Source organism: Erythrobacter rubeus (assembly GCF_014705715.1).
Classification (GTDB): Bacteria; Pseudomonadota; Alphaproteobacteria; order Sphingomonadales; family Sphingomonadaceae; genus Erythrobacter; species Erythrobacter rubeus.
The window spans coordinates 1,853,472-1,878,402 of record NZ_JACXLC010000001.1 but is presented as its reverse complement, the minus strand read 5'-3'; the positions used below and the strand labels follow the sequence as shown (position 1 = coordinate 1,878,402).

Sequence of the window (24,931 nt, the reverse complement as noted above, 5' to 3'; positions counted from 1 at the left end):
CGGTGCGATGCTACCGCTGATATTGGCTTCGGCCACTTGAGCCGATGCATTGCTCTTGCCGAAGCGCTGCGACTTTCGGGCGTTGAGAGCACTTTCGCCGGGAAGTTCGATGCTGCGGCGCAGGATCAGCTTGCGGCCGCAGGCTTCAACAGCGTCCCTTTGTCGTTCCGGGTCAATTCAGATGCGGACGACACAGAAGTTGCGGGAGGGACATCTGGCGACACCTTCGATTTCACGATTATCGACAGTTACCGCGCTGACGAAGACTATCTTTTGCAAATCAAGTCGCCAGATCGCAAAATCGTGGTGATCGATGATTTTCGAAAACTGAACAGTTACCCGTGCGATGTGGTTTTGAATTTCACATGGGACGCGCCGAAACTCGGCTATCAAGACGATCCGGTGCTTCTTCTAGGCCCCGAATATTTCCTCGCACGGCGCCGCCTTGTTGACGCGCGTGGACGCAGCATCCTGCGAGATCGACAAGGCGAGGTCAGGAACCTTTTGATTGCCATTGGCGGATCCGATCCCAAAGGGCTGACCGGCCGGTTGCTGAAATTGCTGCGGCAGCAACATGCCGGGCTTTGCGTGCATGCCATAGGCACCGAAAACGACGAGGCGGCGACCCTCCTTGGCGAGTTCGATGAAGGCAGCCGGTTTTTGCCGCGACAACCGGACCTCTCGGAACCGTTGCTGTGGGCCGACGCTGCCCTGACCGGCGGGGGGCTTATAAAATACGAATGCGCCTATATGGGTGTCCCGGCAGCTGCCATTGCGCAGAACGAAGGGCAAGATAGTGAGAGCCAGTCTTTTGCGCGCGCAGGGCTGGTGCACGATCTGGGTCTGGCCGATCAAGTAGATGACGAGAGGTTGTCGCAATCGCTCGAAAAGTTCCTCTCGGATGCCAATTTGAGAGCCAGCCTTGTCGCGCGGGCGCGCGAAACTTTCCCATCCGATCCCGCTGCAAACGCGGCAGATGCTATCCTGGAGGCTGTGAAACGCTGAGATGAGCAACCATTTCAAGAACGATATCGACGCCTTGGCGAAGCATTATGGCGAGCTGGTCAAGCGCCACGGCGATGCGGCCGAGAGCGCGCAATATGCCGACCGGGAAACGCAAGAACGACGGATGCAGGTACTTTGCGAAATCGGCGTTACCAAAGACAGCAAAGTGCTCGATTTCGGGTGCGGAACCGGCCAGATGCTCAACCTGCTTCAGCGCACGATGGAGTTCGAGGGAGAATATGTTGGCTACGATATCTCGCCTGAAGCCATCGAATTCGCCCGGTCGGCCCATCCCGGCGGCAGGTTCGAAGTCCGCGATGTGCTGGAAAACCCCTCGGACGAGACCTTCGACTATGTGCTCGTCAGTGGAGTGTTCAACAACGCGATGTCGGACAACCGCGCTTTCTTCCAGGAGGTCTCGCGGCGTCTGATGGCTCAGGCCGGTAAAGGCTATGCATTCAACATGCTCAGCCGGTTCGTCGATTACTTCGACGAAGGGCTTTATTACGAAGACCCCTTGCAGGCATTCCGGTTTTGCAAGGAAGAACTATCGCCGCTTGTCACCTTGCGGCATGATTACGCGGTCCGGCCTGGCTCGATCCCGTTCGAATTCACCATCTACGTAAACCAGAGCGATATTGATCCACGCGCTTTGAACACGCCGAAACCCGACTGAGACAAAATTGTAGTTAACGAATTGTCTACGCCTTCCCCGTAATTGGGATGGCCATGACATTCGAACCCGAGAATTGCGGCGCCATGGCCCTCCTGAAAGGGACCCGCTGCGCATGAAACCCGTCAGGATTGTTGGCGGCGGGCTTACCGGCATTCTGGCTGCGTTTCAGGCCCATCGGCTGGGCGCGCGGCAGATCGAGCTTCATGAGCGGCTGGACCGGTTGGGCGGCGTGGCACTCCCTAAACTCGAAAATGGCCGCGAGATGCGCGAGGGTTGTATCTATTTCGGCCCGGAAGGCGACCCCATCCGCACTCTGCTCGAAGAGCATGGAGCGATCTTTGAAGACTTCGACAACCGTTTCGGATCGGTCAGTCCCGGCGCATACGGGCCCGTATATCTGGACGATTTCGGGGGTCCGGCGCTCCCTGCAACCAAAACGGATTTGCAGCCGCTTTCGGGAAACAGTCTGGGAGACCGGCTGGATTGCTACGAGGATGCGCTAGCATTTCCGCTTGCTCGCTATGTCCGGTGGCATGTCGGCTGCGCGCCTTCGAAATTGCATGCCGATGCAGCCATACCGCTTGCCATCAATCGGGTTTTTCCAACGGGAATTCCACTGGATACCTTGTCCGCTTCCAAAAGGGCGGATGGCCATGCCAACGAACTGTTCGGTATCCCGCGATCGATGTGGAATTATTCGAGCAATGTTCAGGCGAGCCTGCCGGTCGGCGGCTTCACGAGCTTGATTGACAAGTGCCGCGAGGCGCTGGATGCGATCGGCGTCGAGGTCAACGAACGCAGTCTTGCCCGCCCAAATAAACTGCTCAGCGAAATCGCTCCGGACGAGGTGCTTGTCTGGGCTGCGAGCCCGATGCCGCTTTTCAAGGCGGTCGGGCTCGAGGCTCCAAAAGCTCCGGCGAAGAAGTTCGCGACCTACACATTCGAAGTGGACTGGACTGGCGCAAAACCGTTCTATGTGCAGAATTTCACGACCGATGGCAGCTGTTTCAGAGTGTATATTTATGAAAGCAGAGGTGCGACCCTGTTGACGGCAGAATGCGTCGCCGAAACCGAAAGCGACGAGCTTGCCAAGGATATTCGCTTTCTGCTCGACGGTTTCGAAGGTGAGCTGAAGATTTGCGATCAGCTATATCGCTCGATCAAGCCGCGCTGGCTTTACCATACCGTCGATACCGTGAATAAACTTGGCGAATTGCGCACTGCGCTAGGCGCGAGGCTTGGAGACAATTTTGTCGCTGGCGCGTGGGAAGCTTACGCGAAAGGTGCCAAATTCGCTGAGGTGGAGGCCGATTTGCAGAAAGCATTCGGGGTCAGGATGATTGCGAAGGCATCATGATAAGTGCGATCATGCAGCCCACTTTCCTGCCGTGGATCGGATACTTCGACCTGATCGACACGGCGGATACGTTTGTCTTCCTCGACGATGCGCAGGTGCTGAAGCGAAGTTGGGGTGTGCGTAACCGGATCACCGGCCAGAATGGTGAGACTTTTTTGACGGTGCCTTTGACGGGGCACAGCCAAAATGAGCAGAGCACGTTCGTCGGCACCGCGATCGCTGCAGACCCGAAGTGGTCAAAAACCCACTTGGCTACGATACGCCATGCGTACTCCAAAGCGCCTTACTTTGCCGAGGTCCATGCAAACCTTGAGGCGCTCATGTCCGCTGGCCACGCGACGATCGGCGCGCTCAATATCGATTTCATAACCGATACGGCGCGGCTCATGGGTATCAACACGCCGTTTGTGCATTCGTCTGAACTGGCGGGCATCGACGGTCGGAAGGACGACCGCCTGCTCTCGATTTGCCGGACTATCAGATCGAATACCTACGTCGCGGCTCAAGGCAGTGCGGCTTACATCGAGCGTGACCTTGAAAGCGGCGCGTTTGCAGGTACCGACGTCGATCTCCGCTATCACAACTTTGCCCACCCCATTTACCAGCAACTGAGCGATGAATTTGTCAGCCACATGAGCGTAGTCGATCTGCTGATGAATTGCGGTTATTCGAAAGCTCTCGAAATCATCCGATCAGGACGGCGGCCATTGCTCACCAGTGCCGATATGAGGAAAGATATGGCATGATCGATGCCCCTGAAATCAGCATCGCCGGACGGCCCATCGGCGCTGCGCATGAACCCTATATCATCTGCGAGTTGTCAGGAAATCACAACGGTAGCTTGGATCGCGCGATCAAGCTCCTTGAAGCCGCAGCCGCGACCGGCGCCGATGCGATCAAAATTCAGAGCTATACCGCAGACACCATCACAATCGACCATGATGCGCCTGAATTTCGGGTCGAAGGCGGACTGTGGGATGGCCGCACACTCTATGACTTGTACGGCGAAGCGCAGACACCGTTTGAATGGCACGCGCCGCTGTTCGAGCGTGCCAGGGAACTGGGTGTAACGCTGTTTTCATCACCGTTCGACCGCACTTCCGTAGATATGCTCGAAGAGCTTGGCGCGCCTGCTTACAAGATCGCGTCTTTCGAGGCGGTCGATCTTCCACTCGTTGCCTATTGCGCGTCGAAGGGAAAGCCCCTGATTATCTCCACAGGGATGGCTAACCTTCGCGAGATAGACGAGGTTGTTGCGACCGCCCGGGAAAATGGGTGCAAGGAGATCGTGCTGCTCCACTGCGTGAGCTCATACCCCGCGCCTGACGAGCAGTCGAACGTACGCACGGTACCCGACCTGGCCGAACGCTTTGGGGTCGTCTCCGGTCTGTCCGATCACACGTCGGGATCACCGGTGGCGGTAGCTTCGATCGCGCTCGGCGGCGCAGTGGTCGAAAAACACTTCACGCTCCGGCGCGCGGATGGTGGACCCGATTCCGCTTTCAGTCTGGAACCCGCAGAATTCGAAGCGCTGGTGCGAGACTGCAAACGTGCCTGGCGCGCGCTGGGCCGAGCGACTTACGATCTTCAGGGTAGCGAAAACGCATCAGTCCAGTTTCGCCGTTCTCTCTACGTGGTCCGTGATGTCGCAGCGGGCGATGCGCTTACAGGCGAGAACATTCGCTCTATCCGCCCCGGTCATGGTCTTGCGCCTAAACACCTGCCCGAAGTTCTGGGTCATAAAGCGGCGCGTGACCTCAAGCGAGGCGAGCCGCTTGATTGGCCGTTGGTCGATTGACCTGCCTTTGAAGCGCTAGTCTTTTCGGACGTAATATCGAAATCTCACATATTCGCCCTTGTGCTCCAGCACAGGTCGGTATTGAGCGAGCAGGGCGTTGAAACGCGGGTCGTTCGAGAAAACGTGTGTCCAATCCACGATAACATGGCGCAGCGGCCAACTCGTGGTCTGATCGAGGATCAACGCGTCGGGCGGCATATCCTCCCAAAGGCGCAGAAACTCGTCATGCAGAATCTCCCGCCCCGGCTCTTCGAATGTGAGTGGAGGCGGCACCAAGGCTGCATTCTCTGGCGTGTCGAAAGGCTCAAGCTCGGCGGCGACATAGGAGTTGTTGACGCTGGCATTCCAGCGCCATGCCCCGTTCGCCGCAAGGTATTGACTGACCGGAGACGGGTTCATTATCAGCACGCCTACACGTTTACCTTCGACTGAGAACCCGGCTGCCTCCATCGCCTGATCGAGCTCGGTGACACCCTTTTGATAGGGTGTCGTGCTGAGAAGTTCTCCGCCAATCGGTCTGAGCAATACCACGGCAATCCCGACCAACCAGATTGCTTTCACATCGCGGTGGACGATCCAAAGCCACGCGACATAGGCTGCAGTGACCGGGAACAGATGGTGGCTGTACCAGCGCGACTGGATCCATGCTGCGATCACCGTCCCGCTGACTACCGCGAGACCGATCAATGTCTGTCTCGCGGGCACTTTGAAGACGAATGCTATCGCGACGAAGAACGCTGCGAGCGACATACTGATGGCGGCTTGCTGAAGGTTGGTTGTCTGGTCCGTAAGGTTGGCATCGATCGCATTGACAATCACTCCGATAGCCTCGCGCTGGGCAGGGTCCAGGACCAGCCACACGAGCAGGTAGATTGCAACGATAGCGCCAGAAATAAGGTTCTCGATCCGGAAAAGCAGCAGCGGCCTTCGCTTTATAGCCGCGTCGACAAGCTCCACCAGAAGCACGATGACACTGTAAAGGTACTTCATCAGTAAGGTTGCGCCGAGCCAGAGGCCGACGATGATGCGGGTTCTCCCGGCAATGAGCTTTCCGTCCGGGTCGGAAATGCGCAGGACCAAATATGGCCATATACCGAGCATGACCAAGTGCTCTCGAAGTCCGAACACATTCTTGAATACGATCGGCAACACTATGAAGATCGCTGCCGGTGCAATTAAGAAGACTACAGAGGCGCCCGCGGTCTCACGGCGAATTTGATATCCCAGCCCCGCGGAAAAAAGGACCGCCGTGGCAGTCATGATCACCACCGCAATAGGGAGGCTCAGTCTAGTCAACTGACTGAACCACACGGCTAAGGAAAACCACGCGCGCTCGGCTGGAGGAAAATAGCTGCTGAAATCCTCAAATGAGCTGCCAAGCGTGACCGCTAATCGGGCGGTCAGAACGCCTCCGGCCAAGTCATGATGGACCGAATAGATGGAACCGTAGAAGAAAATAAGACCGGCAAAGGCCACTCCTGCGAGCGCGAAATGCGACAGTGTGATCTCAAGTCGGTCCACACTGCGGGAAGTTCCGGGCGTCGGCGCACGGCTGTTCCATAACCCAATGATCATAGCCTGCTTGACTCTCTCGACGGTGCAATTTGATAAAGCTGCATGGCATCCTGTCTGCGATGACGATGATCAGTCTTTCGCAACCTCGTCACGCCATTTCAACAGTATCCAAGGAACTCGATCCGGCGCAAATTGGCGCCGGTTTTGACGATCGAAATAGGGCGGCATGTGGTCGCCGACGATCAGGATATCGGTTGGCGGGAAATCAAGAGCGCTCGCCTCGCGGATGATAGCCTCGTCGATCGCATCCCAAATCGCGAATTGGCGGCAGATCATCGGGTATTGCTCGGCGAGGATCGTGGAGACGCGATGACAATCATCAACGCCAAGATTGTTCTGGAGCGGAACCGGGAGGTGCGAATTCACGGTCAACCAATAGATGAACTGCGGCGTGTCCGAGCTCTTCAGACGCTGAGCCAATTCACTTGGTACGTCGCGATCGCACACCCCTGGGAAAACGCCGCCGCAAGGGCGGGAGCCGCGCTTGAGCAGGTCCTTGCGGAAGTAAGAATTCTCGAACCCAACATTCGGGTACCAGGACGAACGATCGAAGAATTCGCCGTCGAAACTGTGATAGGCGGTCGTCTCGACTCCGTGGCTGGCGAGCCGGGCTGGGAGGCACGTGCTGTCGCCCTGATCGACAAGGCTGTGATATTCGCCCCATCGGCTGCACAATTCGCGGATCTCTCCTGCGGTGGTGGAACTGAAATAGGTGGTTTCGCCGGTTGTCACCTCGAACCGGGAGCGGACAGCCTCGCTGTCATAGCGCAGAAACAGGAGCCGCTTCATCTCTTCGTTTTCAACGGGGAGGCCGAGAGATTCCACCATTACCACCAGAAGGTTTCGCTCCAGCGGTCCGGTTTCCGGGACAATGCCTGACTGGATCAAGGCCGAAGTAAACGGCGTTTCCGCCGACGCAGCGCGGTTGTAATGCCCGCGCATTCCCATGCTCAGCTGAAAGTCGAAGAGAGCAAACGCACCGGCCAGGCAGACCGTCAGGATTGTGATGCGGAGATCCTGAAAATTCGTCTTTTCCCGCATCCGACGAAGCGCTGCCATGACAAGAAACAGCAACAACCCGCCCCCGAGCATGTATTCCTTGGATTCGGTCACATCGAGTTCGATGAGGAAGCTGAGAGAATAGGTCAGCGAAACTATCGAAAGATTGAAGAGCCCCGCTATGAACGACAAAACAGAATACGTCATCACGACCAGAAAACCCGCGCATTGCAAGAGGTAGCGCTGGTCGCGGAGCAGCAATCCAACGGCGGCGAATGCAATGATCTCAGGGAAGCGCGGTGGCGACCCGACAAAATACATCAGGGCAAAGCCTCCATTGGCGAACACCACCCAAACGAGCAGCCAATTGGCGAAAGCGCGCCATTCACCAGGTTGCACCGGCGTCCACCGTAGACCGGAGCGGTCACTTTGCATTGCGGCTTCGGCCATGTTGTCCTCGTTCCCCCCAATCAGCCCGATTCAATCGATCGCTTGCAGATCGCCGGAACGAAGCGTTCGACAGATACAGCGCGCGAAGATCGATCTCTCGCTTGGTCCGATAATTACTGGTAAAATTTATGGTGGAAAAAGGTTAGTGGCTGGTTAAGCAAGCCAGCGGCGATCCGCAACGGCAGGCAAGCGCCGTCGATCGGGAATATCTGCGCAGAAAATGGTGCCGGCTGCAGGAGTCGAACCCGCGGCCTGATGATTACAAATCAACTGCTCTACCAACTGAGCTAAGCCGGCCCATTTCGCTGTCCCGCCGGCGGATTGTCGCGCCGGTTCGGAACGCGCGCCAAATGCTTCAAAGCGCGCCGAATGTCCACCCCTCTGTGTAGGCAATTTGTGCGGTGAGACATTTCGGTTCCCAGCGGCGCTTTTCGGGGGCGACCCTGCGCAGCCAAGCGGCGGTCAGCAGCGCGTCCGATGAGTGGTCGTCGACCTCGCCGATGCGATCGACTGCAGGGCAATCGAGCACCTCAAGCGCAGCGTTAAGGTCGGCGTAGGTGAGCAGCTTTGTCCGACCACCCAGCGCTGCTGTCTCTTTTGAGGCAAGGCCGGTATAGATTTCGACGAGCATGGATCCGCCTTGCTTTAGCCTTTTGTCCGGAATGGGGTCGACCGGCCAGACAGGCAGATGGCCCTGCAAGCGGTGGAGCATCCTCATGCCGGTGAGCGAGCTTTTGCCGACCTGCGCTGCGCCGACGAGATTGAAATTGCTCACCGGCCGACATTTTTGCGCGCGCTGCGCGGTTTCAGCCTCGCGAAAGCGGCCTTCGCGCGTGACCGCACCGGGCAACAGGAATTTGTCGCCCATGCGGTCTTTGCCGTGGCGGAAATAACGCGAGGCCTGCGGATGCTCGACAAAGCTGTGCGCGCCGAGATGCGGGTCGCCATCGCAGATATCGTCGATCAGCGCCCAAAGCCGCTTGGCGCTTTTGGGGCTCGCATCCCATCCGGGAAAGAACGCGCCCGCATCGTTAAATGGAAGGCTGATGCCGAGGTCGAGGCCGACGAGCGAATTGGCGGGGAGATCGTCGCGCAGGATTTCAAGGACATCGTTTCGGGAAAAGCCGCCTCGCGGGGGTTCGACGAGGACCGGCGCGCCGCCCTTTGCCTCGGCGATGGCGATCGCGATGCCCTTGTGCCGCTCACCCTTGGCGCCGGACCAGTCGATCGCGACGAAGTGGTCCCAGTCACGCGTCATTTGTGTCCTGCCGCTTCGCTACTTGAGGACGGGGCGCGCTCCCCCCTCAGCTTGTCCCAGTACGCGATCCGCTCGAGGACCTTGCGTTCGAACCCGCGTTCGACCGGTTCGTAGAAGGTCTGCGGCTCCAACTGTTCAGGCCAGTAATTGTCGCCCGAAAAGCCTTCGTCGGTGTTGTGATCGTAAGCGTAGCCAGCGCCGTATCCGATCTCCCTCATCAGCTTGGTCGGCGCGTTGAGGATATTGGCGGGCGGCATCAGGCTGCCGGTTTCCTTGGCCGCCTTGAACGCGCTTTTCTGAGCGGCATAGGCCGCATTGGATTTGGGTGCAGTGGCGCAATAGAGGCAGGCCTGGACGATGGCGAGTTCGCCTTCGGGACTGCCGAGGAATTCGTAGGCGTCTTTCGCGGCCAGACACTGGGTGAGTGCCTGCGGATCGGCGAGGCCGATATCCTCGGAGGCAAAGCGCACGAGCCGGCGCAGAACATAGAGCGGTTCCTCGCCAGCGGTCAGCATCCGCGCCAGGTAATAGAGCGCAGCCTGCGGGTCCGAACCGCGCAGGCTTTTATGCAGGGCGCTGATGAGATTGTAATGCCCGTCGCGATCCTTGTCGTAGACGGCCACGCGGCGCTGGAGAAACGCACCGAGAGCCGCCGGATCGAGCGGTTCCGTGATAGAGGCGTTGTAAAGCGTTTCCGCCTGGCCAAGGAGGAAGCGGCCATCGCCATCTGCCGAGGCTACCAGCGCGGCGCGCGCATCCTCGGTCAGGGGGAGGGGGCCTTCCAATTCCTCCGCACGGGTCAGCAAGGCTTCAAGCGCAGCATGATCGAGCCGCTCCAGGATCAGCACCTGTGCACGGCTGAGCAAGGCGGCGTTGAGCGCGAAGCTGGGATTTTCGGTCGTTGCGCCCACCAGTGTGACGGTCCCGCGCTCGACGAAGGGTAGGAAACCGTCCTGCTGCGCGCGGTTGAAGCGATGGATCTCGTCCACGAACAATAGCGTGCGCTGTCCGGCATCCGCCATCCTGTCGGCTTCGGCAAAAGCTTTCTTGAGGTCGGCGACGCCCGAAAAGACCGCACTGATCGACACGAACAGCATGCCCACCTCATCGGCGAGCAGGCGGGCAATGCTTGTTTTTCCAGTGCCAGGCGGTCCCCACAGGATTATGCTGGACAGTTTGCCTGCCGCGACCATTCGGCCAATCGCGCCCTCGGGTCCGGTGAGATGGTCCTGACCGATGATTTCGGAAAGAGCGGCCGGGCGCAATCGGTCGGCCAATGGCGCGTCCTCGCGCGGTGAGCCGGGCCTAGCGGGTGCAGGCGCATCATTTCCAAACAGGTCTGCCATTCGCAGACCGAAATAGGCGGCTCGTCGGAAATTACCAACGCGCACTTGTATCGATAGCTCTAAGATATATCTTGAACCTATCGAATACTATCTGGAGATGAAAAGTGACCTGGCAGAAATACGGTAAGGGCGGCTGGAACAACCTCGGCCCGATGATCGCGATGATGGCAGCTTCGGCGGCGAGCGATTGGGAAGAGGGAGAGCGGCGTTCGCGCCGGTCGCGCAACTGGCAGGACGGTCCCCACCGCCGCAAACGCCGGGGGCGGATGTTCGGTTCGGGCGAGTTGCGGCTGGCTCTGCTTGCGCTCATCAATGAAGAGCCGCGCCACGGATATGAGCTGATCCGTGCAATCGAGGACATGACCGGCGGCGCCTACGCACCAAGCCCCGGTGCAGTTTATCCGACCCTGCAAATGCTCGAAGAGGAAGGCCAGATCAAACAGGCCAAACCCAAGTCCAAGGACGACGACGGCGAGCCCAGCGGCAAGAAGCCGTTCAAGGCCACGAAGTCCGGCAAGGCTGAGCTTGAAGAGCGCGCCGCCGAGGTCGATGAGCTGATGGGCCGTCTGGGTGAGCATGGTGAACGCGCCGAGCGTGTGAAACAGAAATCGCCCGATCTCTTCCGCGCGATGGGCAACCTTGCCAACGTGCTCAAAAACCGGGCGAAAGCGGGCAAGCTCGATCAGAATACGATCAACGAGATCGTCGACATCATCGATGAGGTCGCCAAGCGTATCGAGCGCCTCTGACCCCTTTATCGAGCCGTCAACGCCGCCGATCGTTAACACGTTTGCGCGGGATCGCCTCCGCGCTTAGTCTCCCTCACATCGGAGCGGCCATCCCATAAGGTCGCCCGCTGCGAGGAGGGGAACATGAACAGATTGGGTGAGGCCAAGACGCCTTGGCATCTATGGGTGATCGGAGTTGTCAGTCTACTTTGGAATGCGGTTGGTGCGGCCAGTTACACCATGACCGAGCTCGGCATGCTTGACGGAATGGGCATGCCATCCGAACAACTCGACTATTTTTACAGCTTTCCAGCTTGGGCCGTCGCATTTTGGGCGCTCGGCGTTTGGGGCTGTCTGTTCGGTTCACTCGCGTTGCTGTTTCGCAGCAAGTGGGCGGTCTGGCTGTTCGGCATTTCGATCATCGGGCTGCTCGGCACAACCTATTATCAGCGCGCGGTCGCGGACATGCCCCCATCGCTGGCGACCACCGGGCAGGATATTTTCGCTGCGGTGATCTGGATCATCACCATCGGCCTGTTTTTCTACGCAAGCCGGATGAAACGGGCGGGCGTTTTGCGTTAGACCTCAGGCCGCGGCTGCGCGCGCTTCGTCTGCTTTCTGCAGCGCGCGACGGTCTTCGATCAAGCGGATGTAGGTGTCCGCGACGACCTGGTTGATCGCTTCCCAGCCATATTCGCGGCTGCGCGCTTCGCCCGCATTGCCGTGCGACATGCGCAGCGCCGGATCGGTGCAATAAGGTGCGATCGCCTCCGCATATGCCGCGATATCGCCCGGAGGGACGAGCCGGCCCGTCACGCCGTCATTGACGATGCTCGATGCACCGGTTGCGCCCGCGGCGATCACTGGCAGGCCGCTGGCCATGGCCTCCAGCGTGACGTTACCGAAAGTTTCGGTGATTGAAGGGTTGAAAAATACATCGCCGCTAGCGAGCGCCTGACCCAGGTCCGCCCCGGTCTTGAACCCGACGAAAATGCCGCCTGGCAGGATACCTTCGAACCATTCGCGTGCAGGCCCGTCGCCGATCACCAGCACCTTGTGCGGCACTTGGCGTTTGCGCAGTTGGACGATGGTCTCGGCAAAGACGTCGAGGCCTTTTTCCATGACGAGGCGGCCAAGGAAAACCACCGCCACATCGTCGTCCGCAAGTCCGAGCGAACGGCGCCATTCGAGATCGCGCTTTTCGGAGGAGAAGATCGTCCGATCAACGCCGCGCGACCAAAGCGAGATGTCATTGTGCATGTCCATCTCGAGCAATTCCTCGATCATGCTTTGCGACGGTGCGACGAGCGCATCGCAGCGATTGTAGAACCGGCGAAGCATGCGGATGACGACTGGTTCGAGAAACGCCATCTTGTAATAGCGCGGGTATGTCTCGAACCGTGTGTGCACCGATCCGAGCACCGGAAGGTCATATTCCTGCGCCCATTTGAGCGCCGCGTGACTTGCTACATCGGGCGAAGAAAGGTGCACGACATTCGGCTTGAATTTCAGCAGGTCGCGCTTGATCCTGCCGTTCAATCCGGTCGGAAACCGGTATTCACCGCGCCCGAAAGGAAACCCAACCGAAGGCAGGCTGACCAGATCACCCGTCGGCTCGAAAGCAGGTTCGGCAACGGTCGGGGAATACACCCGTACATTTGCGCCTTTGCCCAGCAACGATCCCACCAGCCGATTGAGCGCCTGATTGGCGCCGTCGCGGGTGTAATTGTAATTGCCGCTGAACAGGGCGATGCGGAGATCCGAAGTCTGCATTGCGAGCGACGTTTAAGCGAGTGTCGCAAATATTGCGAGAGGTAAGAACGGCAACAATTCTCTGCCTCCTGCGTTGACTCCACGAACGACATCACTAGAGCGGCCAACGGGCCACGCGGTCCCAACGCCGCGCGAGCTCTCTGTAAGGAGAGAATACATGACTGAATATGCACGTGGGCTCAGCCATGAGCCGCCGCTCAAGCCTGAGCGCCCTCAATTTTCATCCGGCCCGACGGTCAAGTTCCCCGGATGGTCCCTCGACAAGCTGAAAACCGAATCGCTCGGACGCTCGCATCGCTCGGCTGTGGGCAAGGCGCGGCTGAAATACGCGATCGACCTCACCAAGGAGCTGCTTGGGATACCCGACGATTATCTGGTCGGCATCATGCCGGCGTCCGACACTGGTGCTCTCGAAGCGGCGATGTGGACGATGCTGGATCCTGCGCGCCCGGCGACGGTGGCGGCGTGGGAAAGCTTTGGCAATGTGTGGATTCAGGATGCGGTGAAGCAGCTGAAGCTGCCGAACCTGCAAACGCTCTCCGCCGATTATGGCGAAATCCCCGATCTGTCGACCATTCCTCAGCGCAATGACGTGGTGTTCACCTGGAATGGCACGACGTCGGGAGCGATGATTCCGGACACCGATTGGCTGGAGCCGGGACGCGAAGGCATCACCATCAACGATGCGACCAGCGCGATCTTCGCTATGGAGATGGACTGGGCGAAGCTCGATGCGACGACCTTTAGCTGGCAGAAAGTCATGGGCTCCGAGGCGCAGCACGGAATGCTGATCCTTTCGCCCAAGGCGGTCGAACGCATCGAAAGCTACGATCCGCCTTGGCCGCTGCCCAAGCTGTTCCGCATGAAGAAAGGCGACAAACTCAATCGCGGCATCTTCGAAGGCGCGACGATCAACACGCCTTCGCTGCTGGCGACCGAGGATTACATCGCCGCGCTCGAATGGGCGAAGTCGATCGGCGGGCGCAAAGCGCTGTTCGAGCGTGCGAACACAAACGCCGATCTGGTCAAGAACTGGATCGAGGCAAAGCCGTGGCTGCGCAACATGGTCTCAGACCCGGCCAAGCGCACCAATACCGGCGTGTGCATGGTGTTCCAGGGCGACTGGTATGAAAGCCTGTCGGACGAGGACAAGGCCGCCGTTCCGAAGAAGATCGTCAAGCTGCTCGAAGAGCGGAATGTCGGCTACGATTTCAACGGCTATCGCGACGCTCCGCCGTCCCTGCGCATCTGGTGTGGCGGCACGGTCGAGGCGGAGGATATCGAACGCCTCCTGCCGTGGATCGAATGGGCTTACGAGACCGTCAAGAACGGTTGAAACCGCCCTGCGTGAGCTCCTGCGCAAGCAGGAGTCCAGCCCTCAAGCACAGACCACTCAATTTCGGCGCCCCTGCTTTCGCGGGAGCGCACAAAGGAACCCACAATGTCCCAGAAACCCAAAGTACTGATCTCCGACAAGATGGACCCCAACGCCGCACGCATTTTCGAAGAACGCGGCTGCGACGTCGATGTCATCACTGGCGAGACGCCTGAAGAATTGAAGGCGCGCATCGGGGAGTATCACGGTCTCGCGATCCGCAGTTCGACCAAGGTGACTCCCGAAATCCTCGATGCGGCGACGAATCTCAAGGTCATCGGCCGCGCCGGGATCGGCGTCGACAATGTCGACATTCCCTACGCGAGCGGGAAGGGGGTGGTCGTGATGAACACGCCGTTCGGCAACTCTATCACCACTGCCGAACACGCGATCGCAATGATCATGGCGCTCGCCCGGATGATCCCTGCGGCAGACACGCGCACTCAGAAAGGTGAATGGCCCAAGAAAGACTTCATGGGCATCGAAGTGACCGGCAAGACCCTCGGTCTGATCGGTGCTGGCAATATCGGCGGCATTGTCGCCAGCCGTGCGCAGGGCCTCAAGATGAAGGTCATCGCCTACGACCCCTTCCTTACAGAGGACCGCGCGGTCGGAATCGGGGTCGAGAAAGTCGATCTCGACAACCTTCTTTCACGCGCGGACTTCGTGTCGCTGCATACCCCGCTGACAGATCAGACCCGCAATATCCTGAGCCGGGAGCGGCTGGAGAATGCGAAGCCCGGCATTCGCATCGTCAATTGCGCACGCGGCGGTTTGATCGACGAGGTTGCTCTCAAGGAGCTGCTCGAAAGCGGCCATGTGGCTGGCGCCGCGCTCGATGTGTTTGCCGAGGAACCGGCGAAGGAAAACCCGCTCTTCGGCGCGCCAAACTTCATTTGCACGCCGCACCTTGGTGCATCGACCACCGAAGCGCAGGTCAATGTCGCTCTTCAGGTGGCCGAGCAGATGTCCGATTATCTCGTCAATGGGGGTGTCACCAATGCTCTCAATATGCCGTCGCTCTCAGCCGAGGAAGCGCCGAAGCTGAAGCCGTATATGGCGCTCGCCGAAAAGCTCGGTTCGCTGGTCGGTCAGCTCGCGCACGGCAACCTTACCAAGATCAGCATCGAGCGCGAAGGCGCAGCCGCGCAGCTCAATGGCAAGCCGATCACGGGCGCGGTGCTGGCCGGTTTCATGCGCCGCTATTCCGACACGGTGAACATGGTCAACGCCCCCTATTTGGCGAAGGAGCGCGGGCTCGATGTGAGCGAAATCCGGCATGAGCGTGATGGTGCATTCAACACGCTGATCCGCGTCACGGTGGAAACCGACGCAGGGCCGCGCTCGGTCGCGGGAACGCTTTTCGGAGCGGACAAACCGCGCCTTGTCGAGATTTTCGGCATTGGTATCGAAGCCGATCTCGATGGCGACATGCTCTACGTGGTCAATGACGACAAACCTGGCTTTATCGGGCGGATCGGTTCGCTGCTGGGTGAGCGCGGCATCAATATCGGCACGTTCAACCTAGGCCGGCGCGATGCAGGCGGCGAAGCCGTGCTGCTGCTCAGTCTCGACCAGCCGCTGGGTACTGACGTCTTGGCGGAAGCTGAAACGCTCGAAGGCGTGAAAATGGTCAAATCGCTCGCTTTCTGAAGACGAAGCGCTCCCGGGTCCCAGCTTTCGGGGCTTGACCCGGGGACGCTATCGCCTCACGCGCGTTGGCGAAATGACTGACACATCCGATCTCCTTCCCGAAGGTCTCGAAGACCGCCTGCCCGCATCGGCGGCTCGCATAACGACCGCCATGCGCGCCTGTCTCGATGTGCTCGACCAGCACGGTTACGACCGGGTGCGTCCTCCGCTGCTCGAATTTGAAAGCTCGCTGGCGCGGCGGATGCAGGGCATTTCGACCAAGCAGATGTTCCGCCTGACCGATCCAGCGAGCCTTCGCACGCTCGCTCTGCGCAGCGATATCACACCGCAGATCGGGCGGATCGCTGCGACAAGCATGGCAGGTGCGCCGCGCCCGCTGCGCCTCGCCTATTGCGGTGACACCACGCTGATCCGGGCTAGCCAGCTCGATCCGGCGCGCGAACGGCTGCAATTGGGAGCCGAACTGATCGGCGCCGACACCGCGGCGGCTGCGGGTGAAATCGTCGCGCTGGCCGTTCGCGCGCTGCACGCAGCCGGACTGACCGGCATCTCGGTCGATTTCACGCTGCCCGACCTGGTCGATACCCTCGCTGCGAAAGCGATGCCGCTTGCTCCGGAAACAGTGGAGCAGGTGCGCCGCGAACTCGATACCAAGGATGCAGGCGGTTTGAAGGCGGCTGGCGGCGAAGCCTACCTCCCACTGCTCTACGCCACTGGCCCCTTCGACAAGGCGCTGACAAAACTACGTGAGCTCGATGCAGGCGGCGCGCTGAAGAGCCGTCTCGACGGCCTCGAAGCGATCGCCGCGCGTATTGGAGACACCGCGCGCATCACGCTCGATCCAACAGAGCGTCACGGCTTTGAGTATCAGAGCTGGTTCGGCTTCACGCTCTATGCGCACGGCGTACGCGGCGCAGCAGGGCGGGGCGGAACTTACCGCATTGGCGGCTGCGATGAGGCGGCGACCGGCTTCACGCTCTATGTCGATGCCATCGCCGAAGCTGCACCGCAGCCGGAGACATCGCGCACCGTCTACCTGCCGACGGGTTTCGACGCAGCCGCTGCCGATCGTCTCCGTAGCAAGGGCTGGCGCACCCTCGAACAGCTTTCGGATGATGAAGACCCGAGCGCACTCGGCTGCACGCATATACTGGAGAATGGCGAGGCCGCCGAATTGTAAAGCAGCAAAGGAAAGCCGCAATGAGTGACAAGCCAGTACCCGTATCGATCGATCCGGACCCGCTGGAACCCTTTGCGCTCGCTCCGGCATGGCGCGTCGGCAATCTCGTGTTTCTCTCCGGCCAAGCCGCGCTCGCAGAGGATGGCTCGATCGTCGGAGAAGGCGACTTTGATCTGCAGCTGGGCCAGACCCTCGCCAATATCGAGCGCGTGCTGGAGTCAGCGGGAAGTGACCTTTCCAAGATCGTGAAAGTGACGATTTACCTCACCGACATGGCGAATTTTCCGAAGATCGTGGAGGCGCGCAAGAAGCACTTCACGCCGCCATACCCGGCGGATACCACGGTCGAGGTCAGCAGCCTCGCACTGCCCGAACTGATGGTCGAAATCGACGTCATTGCGGCGGTTTGAAGCCCAGCTTCTGGCAGTGATTATTGCAAAAACCTCTGCCGGTGGATGCTACAAGAGCTCTTCAGGACTACCGGATTTCCCTGTGCCAGGGATCAACTCGGTGCCGAGATACATTTTAAGCAGCTCTTCATTGCCAAGCAGCAGGTATAATCTCAATCGATCGACCAAGGGATTCTGCTTTGCGCGCTCTGCAGTCGGTCCGCCGCCTTCATCGTCCAGATCCGAGACCGGTATCGGTGTTCGTGTAACAAGCGCTACCTCGGCGTCATCTTTGAGGAGCAGAGTTTTTTCCTCGCCTCCTTTCCCGTCGCCAATCACCTTGTCGACATGATCCTCGTCAACTTCGAAATAGCTGCCGAGCGACAGGGTCGGGTAAACTCTCAAAGATGAGGCCGGGACGCCCGCTTTCCCGAGCGTAAAACCTCGAAGAAACTTCTGCTTACCCTTTGTTGCAACGAGCCTTTCTATCGTTTCGCTATTCTTGACTGCCATCGAAACCTCCCTTTCGATTAAGGGCAGCCAAATTACTCGATTTTTGTGTCAACAATTTGCCTGTTGAGCTTGGCTATATCGAACAAGGGAAGGCCTTCACCTATCCGAACACCTGCTCCAAAAACGCATCGATCGCCTGGTTCTGTGCAGAGCCTGCCTCGGTGCCGATCTCGCGGTTGAGGCGCCCGTGATCGGTGTCGGGGATCGCGACGGCCTGCGCATTTTTGCCAGCCTCAGTGAGCTCGCTTGCCAGCAATTTCGCTTGAGCCTCGGTATTCTCGCGGCCTTCGACATAAAGCGCCAGCCAGTTAGGGGCATCATCGCCCCCGACATAGGTCAGCGGTGATAGCGCCCGCTGCCGCGCAGGATCGTCCCCGAAGACGTCGACATAAAGGTTGCGCGCGCGCGGCCCCGCTTCAGCAATGTTCTTTGGAATATCGTAGGCGGCGGCATCGAGCAGAATGACGCCGCGGATGGCCGCGAAGGCATCGCCGGCATATTTGGGTTCGGTGCCGATCAACGCGGCGAGATGCGCGCCTGCGCTATGCCCCATGACCACGATGCGATTTGCGTCGAACCCTATGGCAGAGGCCTGCCCGCGCAGGGCCTGAATCGCCGCGCCGATATCGGCGGCCTGGTCTTCAACCGTAACGCCGGGGAGCAAGCGGTAGCCGGTCGAGGCGAAATAGTAGTTGCTGCCTGTGAAATACGCCGGTTTCGACTGCACAAGCTTGTGGTTGCCAGCCGACCATCCGCCCCCATGAATGTGGAGCACCAGCGGCAATTCATCGACTGCGCATTCCGGTTCGAAGACGTCGATCTGCTGGCGCTGCGCGTTGCCATATATGACCGTGTTGTCTGCACGCACCTGCGCAGCCGGTGGTGGTCCGCTTTGCGCCTCGCGCCGCTGCTGCACCCGCTCGCGCAGCTCGCCGGAGCACTCATCGGAAAGCCGGGCTGCATTCTCGCGGACACAGGCCCTTATCTTCGCGCGGTCGCGCCCGCACAGCTCGGTGATTTCCTCGATGCATTCGCGCGATGGCCGCTCGCGCTGCTGGGCGAAGATCGACCCGGCGGCAAGCGCGGCCAATGTGAACGCCGCGAGGGCAGATTTCGCATATTTCAAGACCATTCTCCTGCGCTCCCATGCCCCGATAACGCAGTCTTGCGCGAAGCGACGGCGAGGCCAAGGGAAACTGTGTCGCAAAGTGTATTCGATCCTTTTTCCAAGGCTCATCGCAAGCACCTTGCCCTTACACCTGCAACCGCCTACGCCCGCGCCGTTTGTTCACCCGTAAAGAAAGCTTTTGAATGGCCAACGTCACCGTGATCGGCGCCCAGTGGGGCGATGAGGGCAAGGGCAAGATCGTCGATTGGCTCGCGAGCCGCGCCGACGCCGTCGTTCGTTTTCAGGGCGGCCATAATGCCGGTCATACGCTGGTCATCGATGGCAAGGTCTTCAAGCTGAGCTTGCTGCCATCGGGCATAGTGTCGGGCACGATGAGCATGATCGGCAACGGCGTCGTGCTCGATCCCTGGGCGCTCAGGGACGAGGTCGAAAAGCTCGAAGGGCAGGGCGTGGTGATCAATGACGATAATCTCGCGATTGCCGACAATTGCCCGCTGATCCTGCCGATGCACCGCGATCTCGATGGCCTGCGCGAAGCCGCGGCGGGCAAGGGGAAGATCGGCACGACCGGGCGCGGCATCGGTCCCGCTTACGAGGACAAGGTGGGCAGGCGAGCAATCCGCGTGTGCGACCTCGCGCATCTCGACAGTCTCGACCCGCAGCTTGACCGCCTTTGCGCGCACCACGATGCCTTGCGCGCAGGTTTCGATCAGCCACCGGTGGACCGTGAGGCCTTGATCGAGGAACTGCGCGATATCGCCGATTTCGTGCAGCGTTTCGCGCAGCCTGTGTGGAAGCGGCTAAAGAAGGTTCGCAAGGCGGGTGCGAAAATCCTGTTCGAAGGCGCGCAGGGCGTGCTGCTCGATGTCGATCACGGAACCTACCCATTCGTTACCAGCTCGAACACGGTCAGCGGCACGGCCGCTGCGGGTAGCGGGCTCGGGCCGAATTCGACTGGTTTCGTGCTTGGCATCGTGAAAGCCTACACGACTCGCGTCGGGTCAGGCCCGTTTCCGACCGAGCTCGATGACGAGGTCGGTCAAGGTATCGGCGAGCGAGGCCACGAATTCGGAACGGTTACCGGGCGTCAGCGCCGGGTCGGCTGGTTCGATGCGGTGATCGTCAGGCAAACCTGCGCGATCAGCGGCGTGACCGGTATCGCGCTCACCAAAATCGATGTCCTCGACGGCCTCGATACGGTCAAGATATGCACCGGCTATCGCCTGCGCGGCAATGTCTACGATTACCTGCCGAGCCATGCGGGCGAGCAGGCGGAGGTCGAACCGATCTATGAAGAGATGGACGGCTGGAGCGAAAGCACCGCGGGTGCGCGCAGCTTTGCCGATCTTCCAGCCAATGCGATCAAATATATCCAGCGCGTGCAGGAGCTGATCGAATGCCCGGTGGCGCTGGTTTCCACCAGCCCGGAGCGCGACGATACGATCCTGATGCGGGATCCGTTCGTCGATTGATCGCCCCGGGCCGAGGAAAACTCAGTCCTGCGCTTTGGCTTCGGAAAGCAGCGCGACCTGCACCTGCAAGCGCTTAACTTCGCGCAGGACGGTGAGCATGTTCATGCGGGCGAACATCCACTCTTTCAGAAAGCCCTGCATGATGAGCAGACCGATCGTGGTCAGGCCCCAGCCGATCATCTCCCCGCCCGCATCGGCGGTGACGGCGCGGTAAAAGCAGTATGCGAGCGCCAGGCCAATCACGATGGCGGCGCCGAACCCCACTCGCGCCCAGCCGCCCAGCGGGCCATGCCAGCTGTCGCCGATCTGCTGAAACATGCCGCGATCTTCATCGAGGCTGGCGAGGAAGGCGTGATCGTCGCTCCCCAGCGCGTCGGCAATGCGGCTGTCGGTTGTGTGGCTGTTGCTCATGGCAAGTCTCCTTCGATTGGATCGAGTGTGAGCGCGTCCTTCAGCTTGCGGCGCGCGTGGAACAGACGGCTCTTCGCAGTCCCGGTGGGGATGTCTTGAACCGCTGCGATTTCGGTGAGGGTCATTCCCTCGATAAAGTGCATATGCGCAGCAAGGCGCTGGTCTGGCGGCAAGGCATCGAACGCCTGTCTTAGCGCGAGCGCTTCACCCTGAACCGCCTGCTGCGATGGCTCGGGAGGCGCGGCATCGGTGGTTTCGGGAATGCGGCCTTGCTTGCGCAAATGGTCCGCTCCGCGCCGATGCAGGATCGCAAAGGCATAGCTGCGAAACCGGGCGGGGTCGCGCAGGCCTGCGATGCCTTTCCAGATCCCGATCCAGCATTCCTGCACCAGATCGCGCGCCAGATCGCTGTCGCCGGTAAACCGGTATGCCGCGCGGACAAGCCGGGCGTTCCAGCGGCCGTGCAATCTCTCCAGCGCCTGCCGGTCTCCCTGCTGCACCATCACGACGAGCAATTCATCGAAAAGAACGCCGGATTGCGGCACGAGAGGGCGAGATTTTTCGGTCATCACAAAGGTAGTCGCGTCCTAAGCGCAAAAGGTTCAATCGCGACGCTGGAAAAGATGTGATATCGACGGTTTACTTGACCTGATCACTATTTGTTCTACTCTCGTTCTCATTTGCAGGAGGCGATTCGATGGGCGAGGCGAAACAGGTGGGTGAAGATTTCCGTTATGACATTGCGCAGGATTCCGCAGGCCTGCCCGCGCGGGTCGCGATCTTCGCGGATCGTCCGCGAATGCGCGAAGAGATTGCGGAGGATCTGACCGGAGCGGGGTTTCGCACGGTCGATGGCGGTGAGATCGCTGCTCTGCTCGACGGGCCGATCACCCTGCTCGGCGATGTGGTGATGGTCGATTGCCCTGTGCTCGATGGCCGCTCGCTTGCCTCTTTGGCGCGGCTCGATATGCGCATTGCCAGATCGGGTGCGCAACTGATCGTTGTGACGTCACTCGACGCGCTCGACGATATTTTCGCGGTCCTCGATCAGTCACGCCCGCAGATCCTGGTGGAGCCGAGCAGGGCCGAGCGCGTGGTCGCGGTAGGCCGCACTTTGGCGAATGTTTCGAGCGCGCGTGTGCGTGAAATGTCCGAAGAAGATCGTATGGCCTTGCTCCGGCTGTCGCAGCAGGTGGACGGGATCGCGCAGGAGCTCGACCGGATATCCTTGGCCGATGCGCCGGCCTCCCAGCGCCTCTCCGACCACAAGCGCGAATTTCGGGACTCTGGCGAGCCGCTTACCGGCGGGCACAGCGCGGGCCCGCGATCAGCTTATCCGCCGCTACCCGATCCAAGAATGGTGCGGCAAATGCTCGCCGCGCGGCAGGCGCGAGCGCGCTTCTTCGATGGAGAGCTGTTTGCCGATCCAGCTTGGGACATGCTGCTCGATCTCACCGCCGCCCATGCCGAGCATCAGCGGGTGTCGGTCACTTCCTTGTGCATCGCTGCGGGCGTTCCGGCGACCACGGCCCTTCGCTGGGTCAAGCAGATGGTCGAGAGCGGCATTTTCGAACGGATCGCGGACCGATCGGACAAGAGGCGTGCCTTTATCGCCTTGAGCGAACGCTCGGTCGAGGCGATGGCGCGCTATTTCGCCGAGGTCGAAATGCCGTTGGCACAGGCGGCTTAGCTACCGGACTAGCCCTTGGTGTCCTGCTCCGTGCCGGTCCATCGCAGGATGACAGTAAGGCGCTTTTCGTTTTGCGATGCGGCCGATCGCATGCACTGCGCCGGTCCGCCGTCAGCCCGCGCCTTGTGGCAAACGGCGTTTTCGCACGTCCACCTTTCGGCATCGGCACGCGCGCGGGCCATGATCTCTGCAGGTATGGCGCCGTCGCAGCAGACCGCATCGGCCTCGCCCAGCATGCGCGCCTGCCTGATGGTGAGGTCCTCGGGATCGGCGCTGCTAATGGCGAACTCGGCTGTCTCACAGTGGTCGCTCTCGAGCTCACCGCGCGCCCAGTCTCCCACTCTGCCTGCCGACTCCGGATTGAGCGGGTCGAGCGCGCCGCCCTCTCGTAGCGCCGCATCGATCGCCCGGCGTCGTTCGCCGCCATCGGGAAGCCGTTTGCGCAGCGAAGGGCGGACGCGTTTTAGCGCACCCGCCAAATCACCCAGCGATTGCGGCAGCAGACGCTCAAGGCGCAGGCGAATATGCTTCGCGAGGCCTGCCGATGCACCGCCAGTGCCAACGGCGATAAGCAGCGGATCCCGGTCGAGGATGCTCGGCGTCGTAAAATCGCACAGTTCGGGGCGATCGACCACGTTCACGATCATTCCGGCGCAGCGCAGATTGATTGCTGCCGCTTCGCAGGCCTTTGCATCGTCGTAAGCGATGAACGCGATACGCACGCCTTCATCCACCGCGCGCTGCATGTCATCGACGATGACACCGCCAGCGCGCTCGACGAGCCTTCGTTTCGGTTCGGCGGCATCGCCTTCGCCCAGCACCAGCACTTTCTGTCCTGCGATCTGGTGAAACAGCGGAAGGCTGCCGATCTCAGGTACGGGTGCGCTCATGCAAGCCAGTCCGGCACGCGTTCTGCATCCATGATCGCGCTCGCTTCGATCCGGTCGGCAACCACGGCAAACTTGTCTCCGTCGACAAGCACTTCGGCCACGAAGCCGCGCGAATTGTAGCTCGAGGCCATGGTGGCGCCATACGCCCCGGCGGTGCGAAACACCGCCAGATCACCGCTTTCGAGAAGGTCGCATTCGCGCCCCATCGCGAAGGTATCGCCGGTCTCGCAAATGGGGCCGACGATGTTGGCTGTCATCTGCGCACCGCGCGGTTCGACGGCTGCAAAGTCGTGGTAAGCACCGTAGAGAGCCGGGCGCGCCAGATCGTTCATCGCCGCATCGACGATGACGAACGGATTGTTGAGCCCGCGCTTCACGCGCACCACCCGGGTCAAAAGCACGCCGGCGTTACCGGCAATGACGCGGCCTGGCTCAAAGATGAGGGATACGCCCCAGTCTTTCGTCACGCGCGCGACCATCGCACCGTATTCGGCGGGCGAGGGCAGCTGGTCGCCGCGCTTGTAGGGCACTCCCAAACCGCCGCCGAGATCGACGTGGCTAATCGTATGACCCGCCCCGCGCAGCGATTTGACAAGTGTGCCGAGCTTTTCGAAAGCTCTCTCAAGCGGTGCCAATTCGCCAAGCTGGCTGCCGATATGCACGGCCACACCGCGCAGGTTCACGCTGTCATGGCTTGCAAGCATACCGAAGATCTGGCCGGCCTGATCGATCGGCACGCCGAATTTGTTGTCGGCCTTCCCGGTGGAGATCTTGTCGTGCGTACCGGCATCGACATCCGGGTTGATACGCAGGGCGCACTGCGCGGTCTTGCCCATGCTGGCGGCGATCTTCGCGAGCTCCAGTCCTTCTTCCTCGCTCTCGATATTGAATTGCCCGATGCCGGCTTCCAGCGCCTCGGAAAGCTCGCGCGCGGTTTTTCCAACTCCCGAGAACACGATCATTTCAGGAGCCATTCCGGCGGCGAGTGCGCGGCGCATTTCGCCAACGGACACGCAATCGGCACCATATCCCTGCTTCTGCAGGACCTTGAGTACGGCGAGGTTCGGGTTGGATTTCACGGCAAACGCGATGAGTTTGTCCGGCACATCGCTCAGCGCGTCGCGGAACACGCGCGCATGCCGCTCCAGCGTGGCGCGCGAATAGACATAGACCGGCGTGCCGACTTCCTCCGCAATGCGGGGCAACGGTACGTCCTCGGCGTGCATCACGCCGTCTTGCAGGGCAAAGTGATCCAAGAGTGTTC

Annotated in this window: 24 protein-coding genes and 1 tRNA gene; 13 read left to right on the top strand and 12 right to left on the bottom strand. The window is 60.2% G+C overall.

Going from position 1 to position 24,931, the window contains the following annotated elements:
- Window positions 1-36: 36 nt before the first annotated feature.
- The 5 genes from IB285_RS09325 to pseI all read left to right on the top strand — a co-directional run bounded on the left by IB285_RS09325 (window position 37) and on the right by pseI (window position 4,836).
- On the top strand, window positions 37-1,005 hold the full coding sequence (locus IB285_RS09325; protein ID WP_190787913.1) for a hypothetical protein: 969 nt from the start codon (window positions 37-39) through the stop codon (window positions 1,003-1,005).
- 1 nt (window position 1,006) lies between these two features.
- Window positions 1,007-1,681 carry a class I SAM-dependent methyltransferase gene (locus tag IB285_RS09320; RefSeq protein WP_190787912.1) on the top strand — a complete coding sequence of 225 codons (675 nt, stop codon included), beginning with the start codon at window positions 1,007-1,009 and terminating at the stop codon, window positions 1,679-1,681.
- Window positions 1,682-1,793: 112 nt separating this feature from the next.
- Window positions 1,794-3,038, top strand: coding sequence for an NAD(P)-binding protein (locus IB285_RS09315; RefSeq protein ID WP_190787911.1), 1,245 nt, complete (start codon window positions 1,794-1,796; stop codon window positions 3,036-3,038).
- Window positions 3,035-3,784: a WbqC family protein gene (locus IB285_RS09310; RefSeq protein ID WP_190787910.1), complete on the top strand. Its 750-nt coding sequence runs from the start codon at window positions 3,035-3,037 to the stop codon at window positions 3,782-3,784. The genes IB285_RS09315 and IB285_RS09310 overlap by 4 nt, the downstream gene beginning before the upstream one ends.
- Window positions 3,781-4,836, top strand: a complete 1,056-nt coding sequence (gene pseI, locus IB285_RS09305) for a pseudaminic acid synthase (RefSeq protein WP_190787909.1) — start codon at window positions 3,781-3,783, stop codon at window positions 4,834-4,836. The genes IB285_RS09310 and pseI overlap by 4 nt, the downstream gene beginning before the upstream one ends.
- Before the next feature lie 15 nt (window positions 4,837-4,851).
- Here the strand turns inward: pseI and IB285_RS09300 are convergent, their stop codons facing one another.
- The 5 genes from IB285_RS09300 to IB285_RS09280 form a co-directional block, all read right to left on the bottom strand.
- Window positions 4,852-6,096: a hypothetical protein gene (locus IB285_RS09300; protein WP_234033103.1), complete on the bottom strand. Its 1,245-nt coding sequence runs from the start codon at window positions 6,094-6,096 to the stop codon at window positions 4,852-4,854.
- A 384-nt stretch (window positions 6,097-6,480) separates the two neighbouring features.
- Window positions 6,481-7,860 carry a sulfatase-like hydrolase/transferase gene (locus IB285_RS09295; RefSeq protein WP_190787907.1) on the bottom strand — a complete coding sequence of 460 codons (1,380 nt, stop codon included), beginning with the start codon at window positions 7,858-7,860 and terminating at the stop codon, window positions 6,481-6,483.
- A 221-nt stretch (window positions 7,861-8,081) separates the two neighbouring features.
- A tRNA-Thr gene (locus IB285_RS09290) sits at window positions 8,082-8,157 on the bottom strand.
- A 58-nt stretch (window positions 8,158-8,215) separates the two neighbouring features.
- Entirely contained in the window at window positions 8,216-9,118 is a 903-nt protein-coding gene (locus IB285_RS09285; protein ID WP_190787906.1) for a hypothetical protein, read from the bottom strand.
- On the bottom strand, window positions 9,115-10,464 hold the full coding sequence (locus IB285_RS09280) for a replication-associated recombination protein A (protein WP_190787905.1): 1,350 nt from the start codon (window positions 10,462-10,464) through the stop codon (window positions 9,115-9,117). Before IB285_RS09280 ends, IB285_RS09285 begins: the two co-directional genes overlap by 4 nt.
- 104 nt (window positions 10,465-10,568) lie before the next feature.
- On the opposite strand from IB285_RS09280, the gene IB285_RS09275 reads away from it, so the two are divergent.
- Window positions 10,569-11,213: a PadR family transcriptional regulator gene (locus tag IB285_RS09275; RefSeq protein ID WP_328705876.1), complete on the top strand. Its 645-nt coding sequence runs from the start codon at window positions 10,569-10,571 to the stop codon at window positions 11,211-11,213.
- A 123-nt stretch (window positions 11,214-11,336) separates the two neighbouring features.
- Window positions 11,337-11,774, top strand: coding sequence for a hypothetical protein (locus IB285_RS09270; protein ID WP_190787904.1), 438 nt, complete (start codon window positions 11,337-11,339; stop codon window positions 11,772-11,774).
- A 3-nt stretch (window positions 11,775-11,777) separates the two neighbouring features.
- Here the strand turns inward: IB285_RS09270 and IB285_RS09265 are convergent, their stop codons facing one another.
- Window positions 11,778-12,965, bottom strand: coding sequence for a glycosyltransferase family 4 protein (locus IB285_RS09265; RefSeq protein WP_190787903.1), 1,188 nt, complete (start codon window positions 12,963-12,965; stop codon window positions 11,778-11,780).
- A gap of 157 nt (window positions 12,966-13,122) precedes the next feature.
- Between IB285_RS09265 and IB285_RS09260 the strand changes: the two genes are divergently transcribed.
- The 4 genes from IB285_RS09260 to IB285_RS09245 all read left to right on the top strand — a co-directional run bounded on the left by IB285_RS09260 (window position 13,123) and on the right by IB285_RS09245 (window position 17,583).
- Entirely contained in the window at window positions 13,123-14,301 is a 1,179-nt protein-coding gene (locus IB285_RS09260) for a phosphoserine transaminase (RefSeq protein WP_190787902.1), read from the top strand.
- Window positions 14,302-14,406: 105 nt separating this feature from the next.
- Window positions 14,407-15,993: a phosphoglycerate dehydrogenase gene (gene serA, locus IB285_RS09255; protein ID WP_190787901.1), complete on the top strand. Its 1,587-nt coding sequence runs from the start codon at window positions 14,407-14,409 to the stop codon at window positions 15,991-15,993.
- Between the two features lie 73 nt (window positions 15,994-16,066).
- A complete protein-coding gene (locus IB285_RS09250; RefSeq protein WP_190787900.1) occupies window positions 16,067-17,173 on the top strand; it encodes an ATP phosphoribosyltransferase regulatory subunit in 1,107 nt (368 codons plus the stop codon).
- A gap of 20 nt (window positions 17,174-17,193) precedes the next feature.
- Window positions 17,194-17,583, top strand: coding sequence for a RidA family protein (locus IB285_RS09245; RefSeq protein WP_190787899.1), 390 nt, complete (start codon window positions 17,194-17,196; stop codon window positions 17,581-17,583).
- Between the two features lie 48 nt (window positions 17,584-17,631).
- Here the strand turns inward: IB285_RS09245 and IB285_RS09240 are convergent, their stop codons facing one another.
- Window positions 17,632-18,075, bottom strand: a complete 444-nt coding sequence (locus tag IB285_RS09240) for a hypothetical protein (RefSeq protein ID WP_190787898.1) — start codon at window positions 18,073-18,075, stop codon at window positions 17,632-17,634.
- A gap of 100 nt (window positions 18,076-18,175) precedes the next feature.
- Window positions 18,176-19,201, bottom strand: a complete 1,026-nt coding sequence (locus IB285_RS09235) for an alpha/beta hydrolase (protein ID WP_190787897.1) — start codon at window positions 19,199-19,201, stop codon at window positions 18,176-18,178.
- 185 nt (window positions 19,202-19,386) lie between these two features.
- On the opposite strand from IB285_RS09235, the gene IB285_RS09230 reads away from it, so the two are divergent.
- Window positions 19,387-20,676: an adenylosuccinate synthase gene (locus tag IB285_RS09230; RefSeq protein WP_190787896.1), complete on the top strand. Its 1,290-nt coding sequence runs from the start codon at window positions 19,387-19,389 to the stop codon at window positions 20,674-20,676.
- A gap of 21 nt (window positions 20,677-20,697) precedes the next feature.
- Here the strand turns inward: IB285_RS09230 and IB285_RS09225 are convergent, their stop codons facing one another.
- Both IB285_RS09225 and IB285_RS09220 read right to left on the bottom strand, forming a co-directional pair.
- Complete coding sequence (locus IB285_RS09225; RefSeq protein WP_190787895.1) at window positions 20,698-21,087, bottom strand: DUF6768 family protein; 390 nt, start codon at window positions 21,085-21,087, stop codon at window positions 20,698-20,700.
- On the bottom strand, window positions 21,084-21,656 hold the full coding sequence (locus IB285_RS09220; RefSeq protein ID WP_190787894.1) for an RNA polymerase sigma factor: 573 nt from the start codon (window positions 21,654-21,656) through the stop codon (window positions 21,084-21,086). Before IB285_RS09220 ends, IB285_RS09225 begins: the two co-directional genes overlap by 4 nt.
- Before the next feature lie 128 nt (window positions 21,657-21,784).
- Here IB285_RS09220 and IB285_RS09215 point away from each other — a divergent pair, with 128 nt between their 5' ends.
- The gene (locus tag IB285_RS09215; RefSeq protein WP_190787893.1) at window positions 21,785-22,777 is read left to right on the top strand and encodes a MarR family transcriptional regulator; all 993 of its coding nucleotides are present in this window, start codon (window positions 21,785-21,787) and stop codon (window positions 22,775-22,777) included.
- A gap of 8 nt (window positions 22,778-22,785) precedes the next feature.
- On the opposite strand, the gene IB285_RS09210 is transcribed toward IB285_RS09215, so the two are convergent.
- Both IB285_RS09210 and lysA read right to left on the bottom strand, forming a co-directional pair.
- Window positions 22,786-23,667, bottom strand: coding sequence for a precorrin-2 dehydrogenase/sirohydrochlorin ferrochelatase family protein (locus IB285_RS09210; RefSeq protein WP_190787892.1), 882 nt, complete (start codon window positions 23,665-23,667; stop codon window positions 22,786-22,788).
- Window positions 23,664-24,923, bottom strand: a complete 1,260-nt coding sequence (lysA, locus tag IB285_RS09205; protein WP_190787891.1) for a diaminopimelate decarboxylase — start codon at window positions 24,921-24,923, stop codon at window positions 23,664-23,666. Before lysA ends, IB285_RS09210 begins: the two co-directional genes overlap by 4 nt.
- Window positions 24,924-24,931 lie beyond the last annotated feature (8 nt).

Coding starts and splice junctions, on each gene's coding strand:
- IB285_RS09265 (WP_190787903.1), bottom strand. CDS start 12,965: ATGCAGACTTCGGATCTCCGCATCGCCCTGTTCAGCGGCAATTACAAT.
- IB285_RS09280 (WP_190787905.1), bottom strand. CDS start 10,464: ATGGCAGACCTGTTTGGAAATGATGCGCCTGCACCCGCTAGGCCCGGC.
- IB285_RS09315 (WP_190787911.1), top strand. CDS start 1,794: ATGAAACCCGTCAGGATTGTTGGCGGCGGGCTTACCGGCATTCTGGCT.
- IB285_RS09320 (WP_190787912.1), top strand. CDS start 1,007: ATGAGCAACCATTTCAAGAACGATATCGACGCCTTGGCGAAGCATTAT.
- IB285_RS09285 (WP_190787906.1), bottom strand. CDS start 9,118: ATGACGCGTGACTGGGACCACTTCGTCGCGATCGACTGGTCCGGCGCC.
- IB285_RS09245 (WP_190787899.1), top strand. CDS start 17,194: ATGAGTGACAAGCCAGTACCCGTATCGATCGATCCGGACCCGCTGGAA.
- IB285_RS09210 (WP_190787892.1), bottom strand. CDS start 23,667: ATGAGCGCACCCGTACCTGAGATCGGCAGCCTTCCGCTGTTTCACCAG.
- IB285_RS09225 (WP_190787895.1), bottom strand. CDS start 21,087: ATGAGCAACAGCCACACAACCGACAGCCGCATTGCCGACGCGCTGGGG.
- IB285_RS09250 (WP_190787900.1), top strand. CDS start 16,067: ATGACTGACACATCCGATCTCCTTCCCGAAGGTCTCGAAGACCGCCTG.
- pseI (WP_190787909.1), top strand. CDS start 3,781: ATGATCGATGCCCCTGAAATCAGCATCGCCGGACGGCCCATCGGCGCT.
- IB285_RS09295 (WP_190787907.1), bottom strand. CDS start 7,860: ATGGCCGAAGCCGCAATGCAAAGTGACCGCTCCGGTCTACGGTGGACG.
- IB285_RS09310 (WP_190787910.1), top strand. CDS start 3,035: ATGATAAGTGCGATCATGCAGCCCACTTTCCTGCCGTGGATCGGATAC.
- IB285_RS09270 (WP_190787904.1), top strand. CDS start 11,337: ATGAACAGATTGGGTGAGGCCAAGACGCCTTGGCATCTATGGGTGATC.
- IB285_RS09260 (WP_190787902.1), top strand. CDS start 13,123: ATGACTGAATATGCACGTGGGCTCAGCCATGAGCCGCCGCTCAAGCCT.
- serA (WP_190787901.1), top strand. CDS start 14,407: ATGTCCCAGAAACCCAAAGTACTGATCTCCGACAAGATGGACCCCAAC.
- IB285_RS09240 (WP_190787898.1), bottom strand. CDS start 18,075: ATGGCAGTCAAGAATAGCGAAACGATAGAAAGGCTCGTTGCAACAAAG.
- IB285_RS09220 (WP_190787894.1), bottom strand. CDS start 21,656: ATGACCGAAAAATCTCGCCCTCTCGTGCCGCAATCCGGCGTTCTTTTC.
- IB285_RS09300 (WP_234033103.1), bottom strand. CDS start 6,096: ATGACTGCCACGGCGGTCCTTTTTTCCGCGGGGCTGGGATATCAAATT.
- IB285_RS09215 (WP_190787893.1), top strand. CDS start 21,785: ATGGGCGAGGCGAAACAGGTGGGTGAAGATTTCCGTTATGACATTGCG.
- IB285_RS09230 (WP_190787896.1), top strand. CDS start 19,387: ATGGCCAACGTCACCGTGATCGGCGCCCAGTGGGGCGATGAGGGCAAG.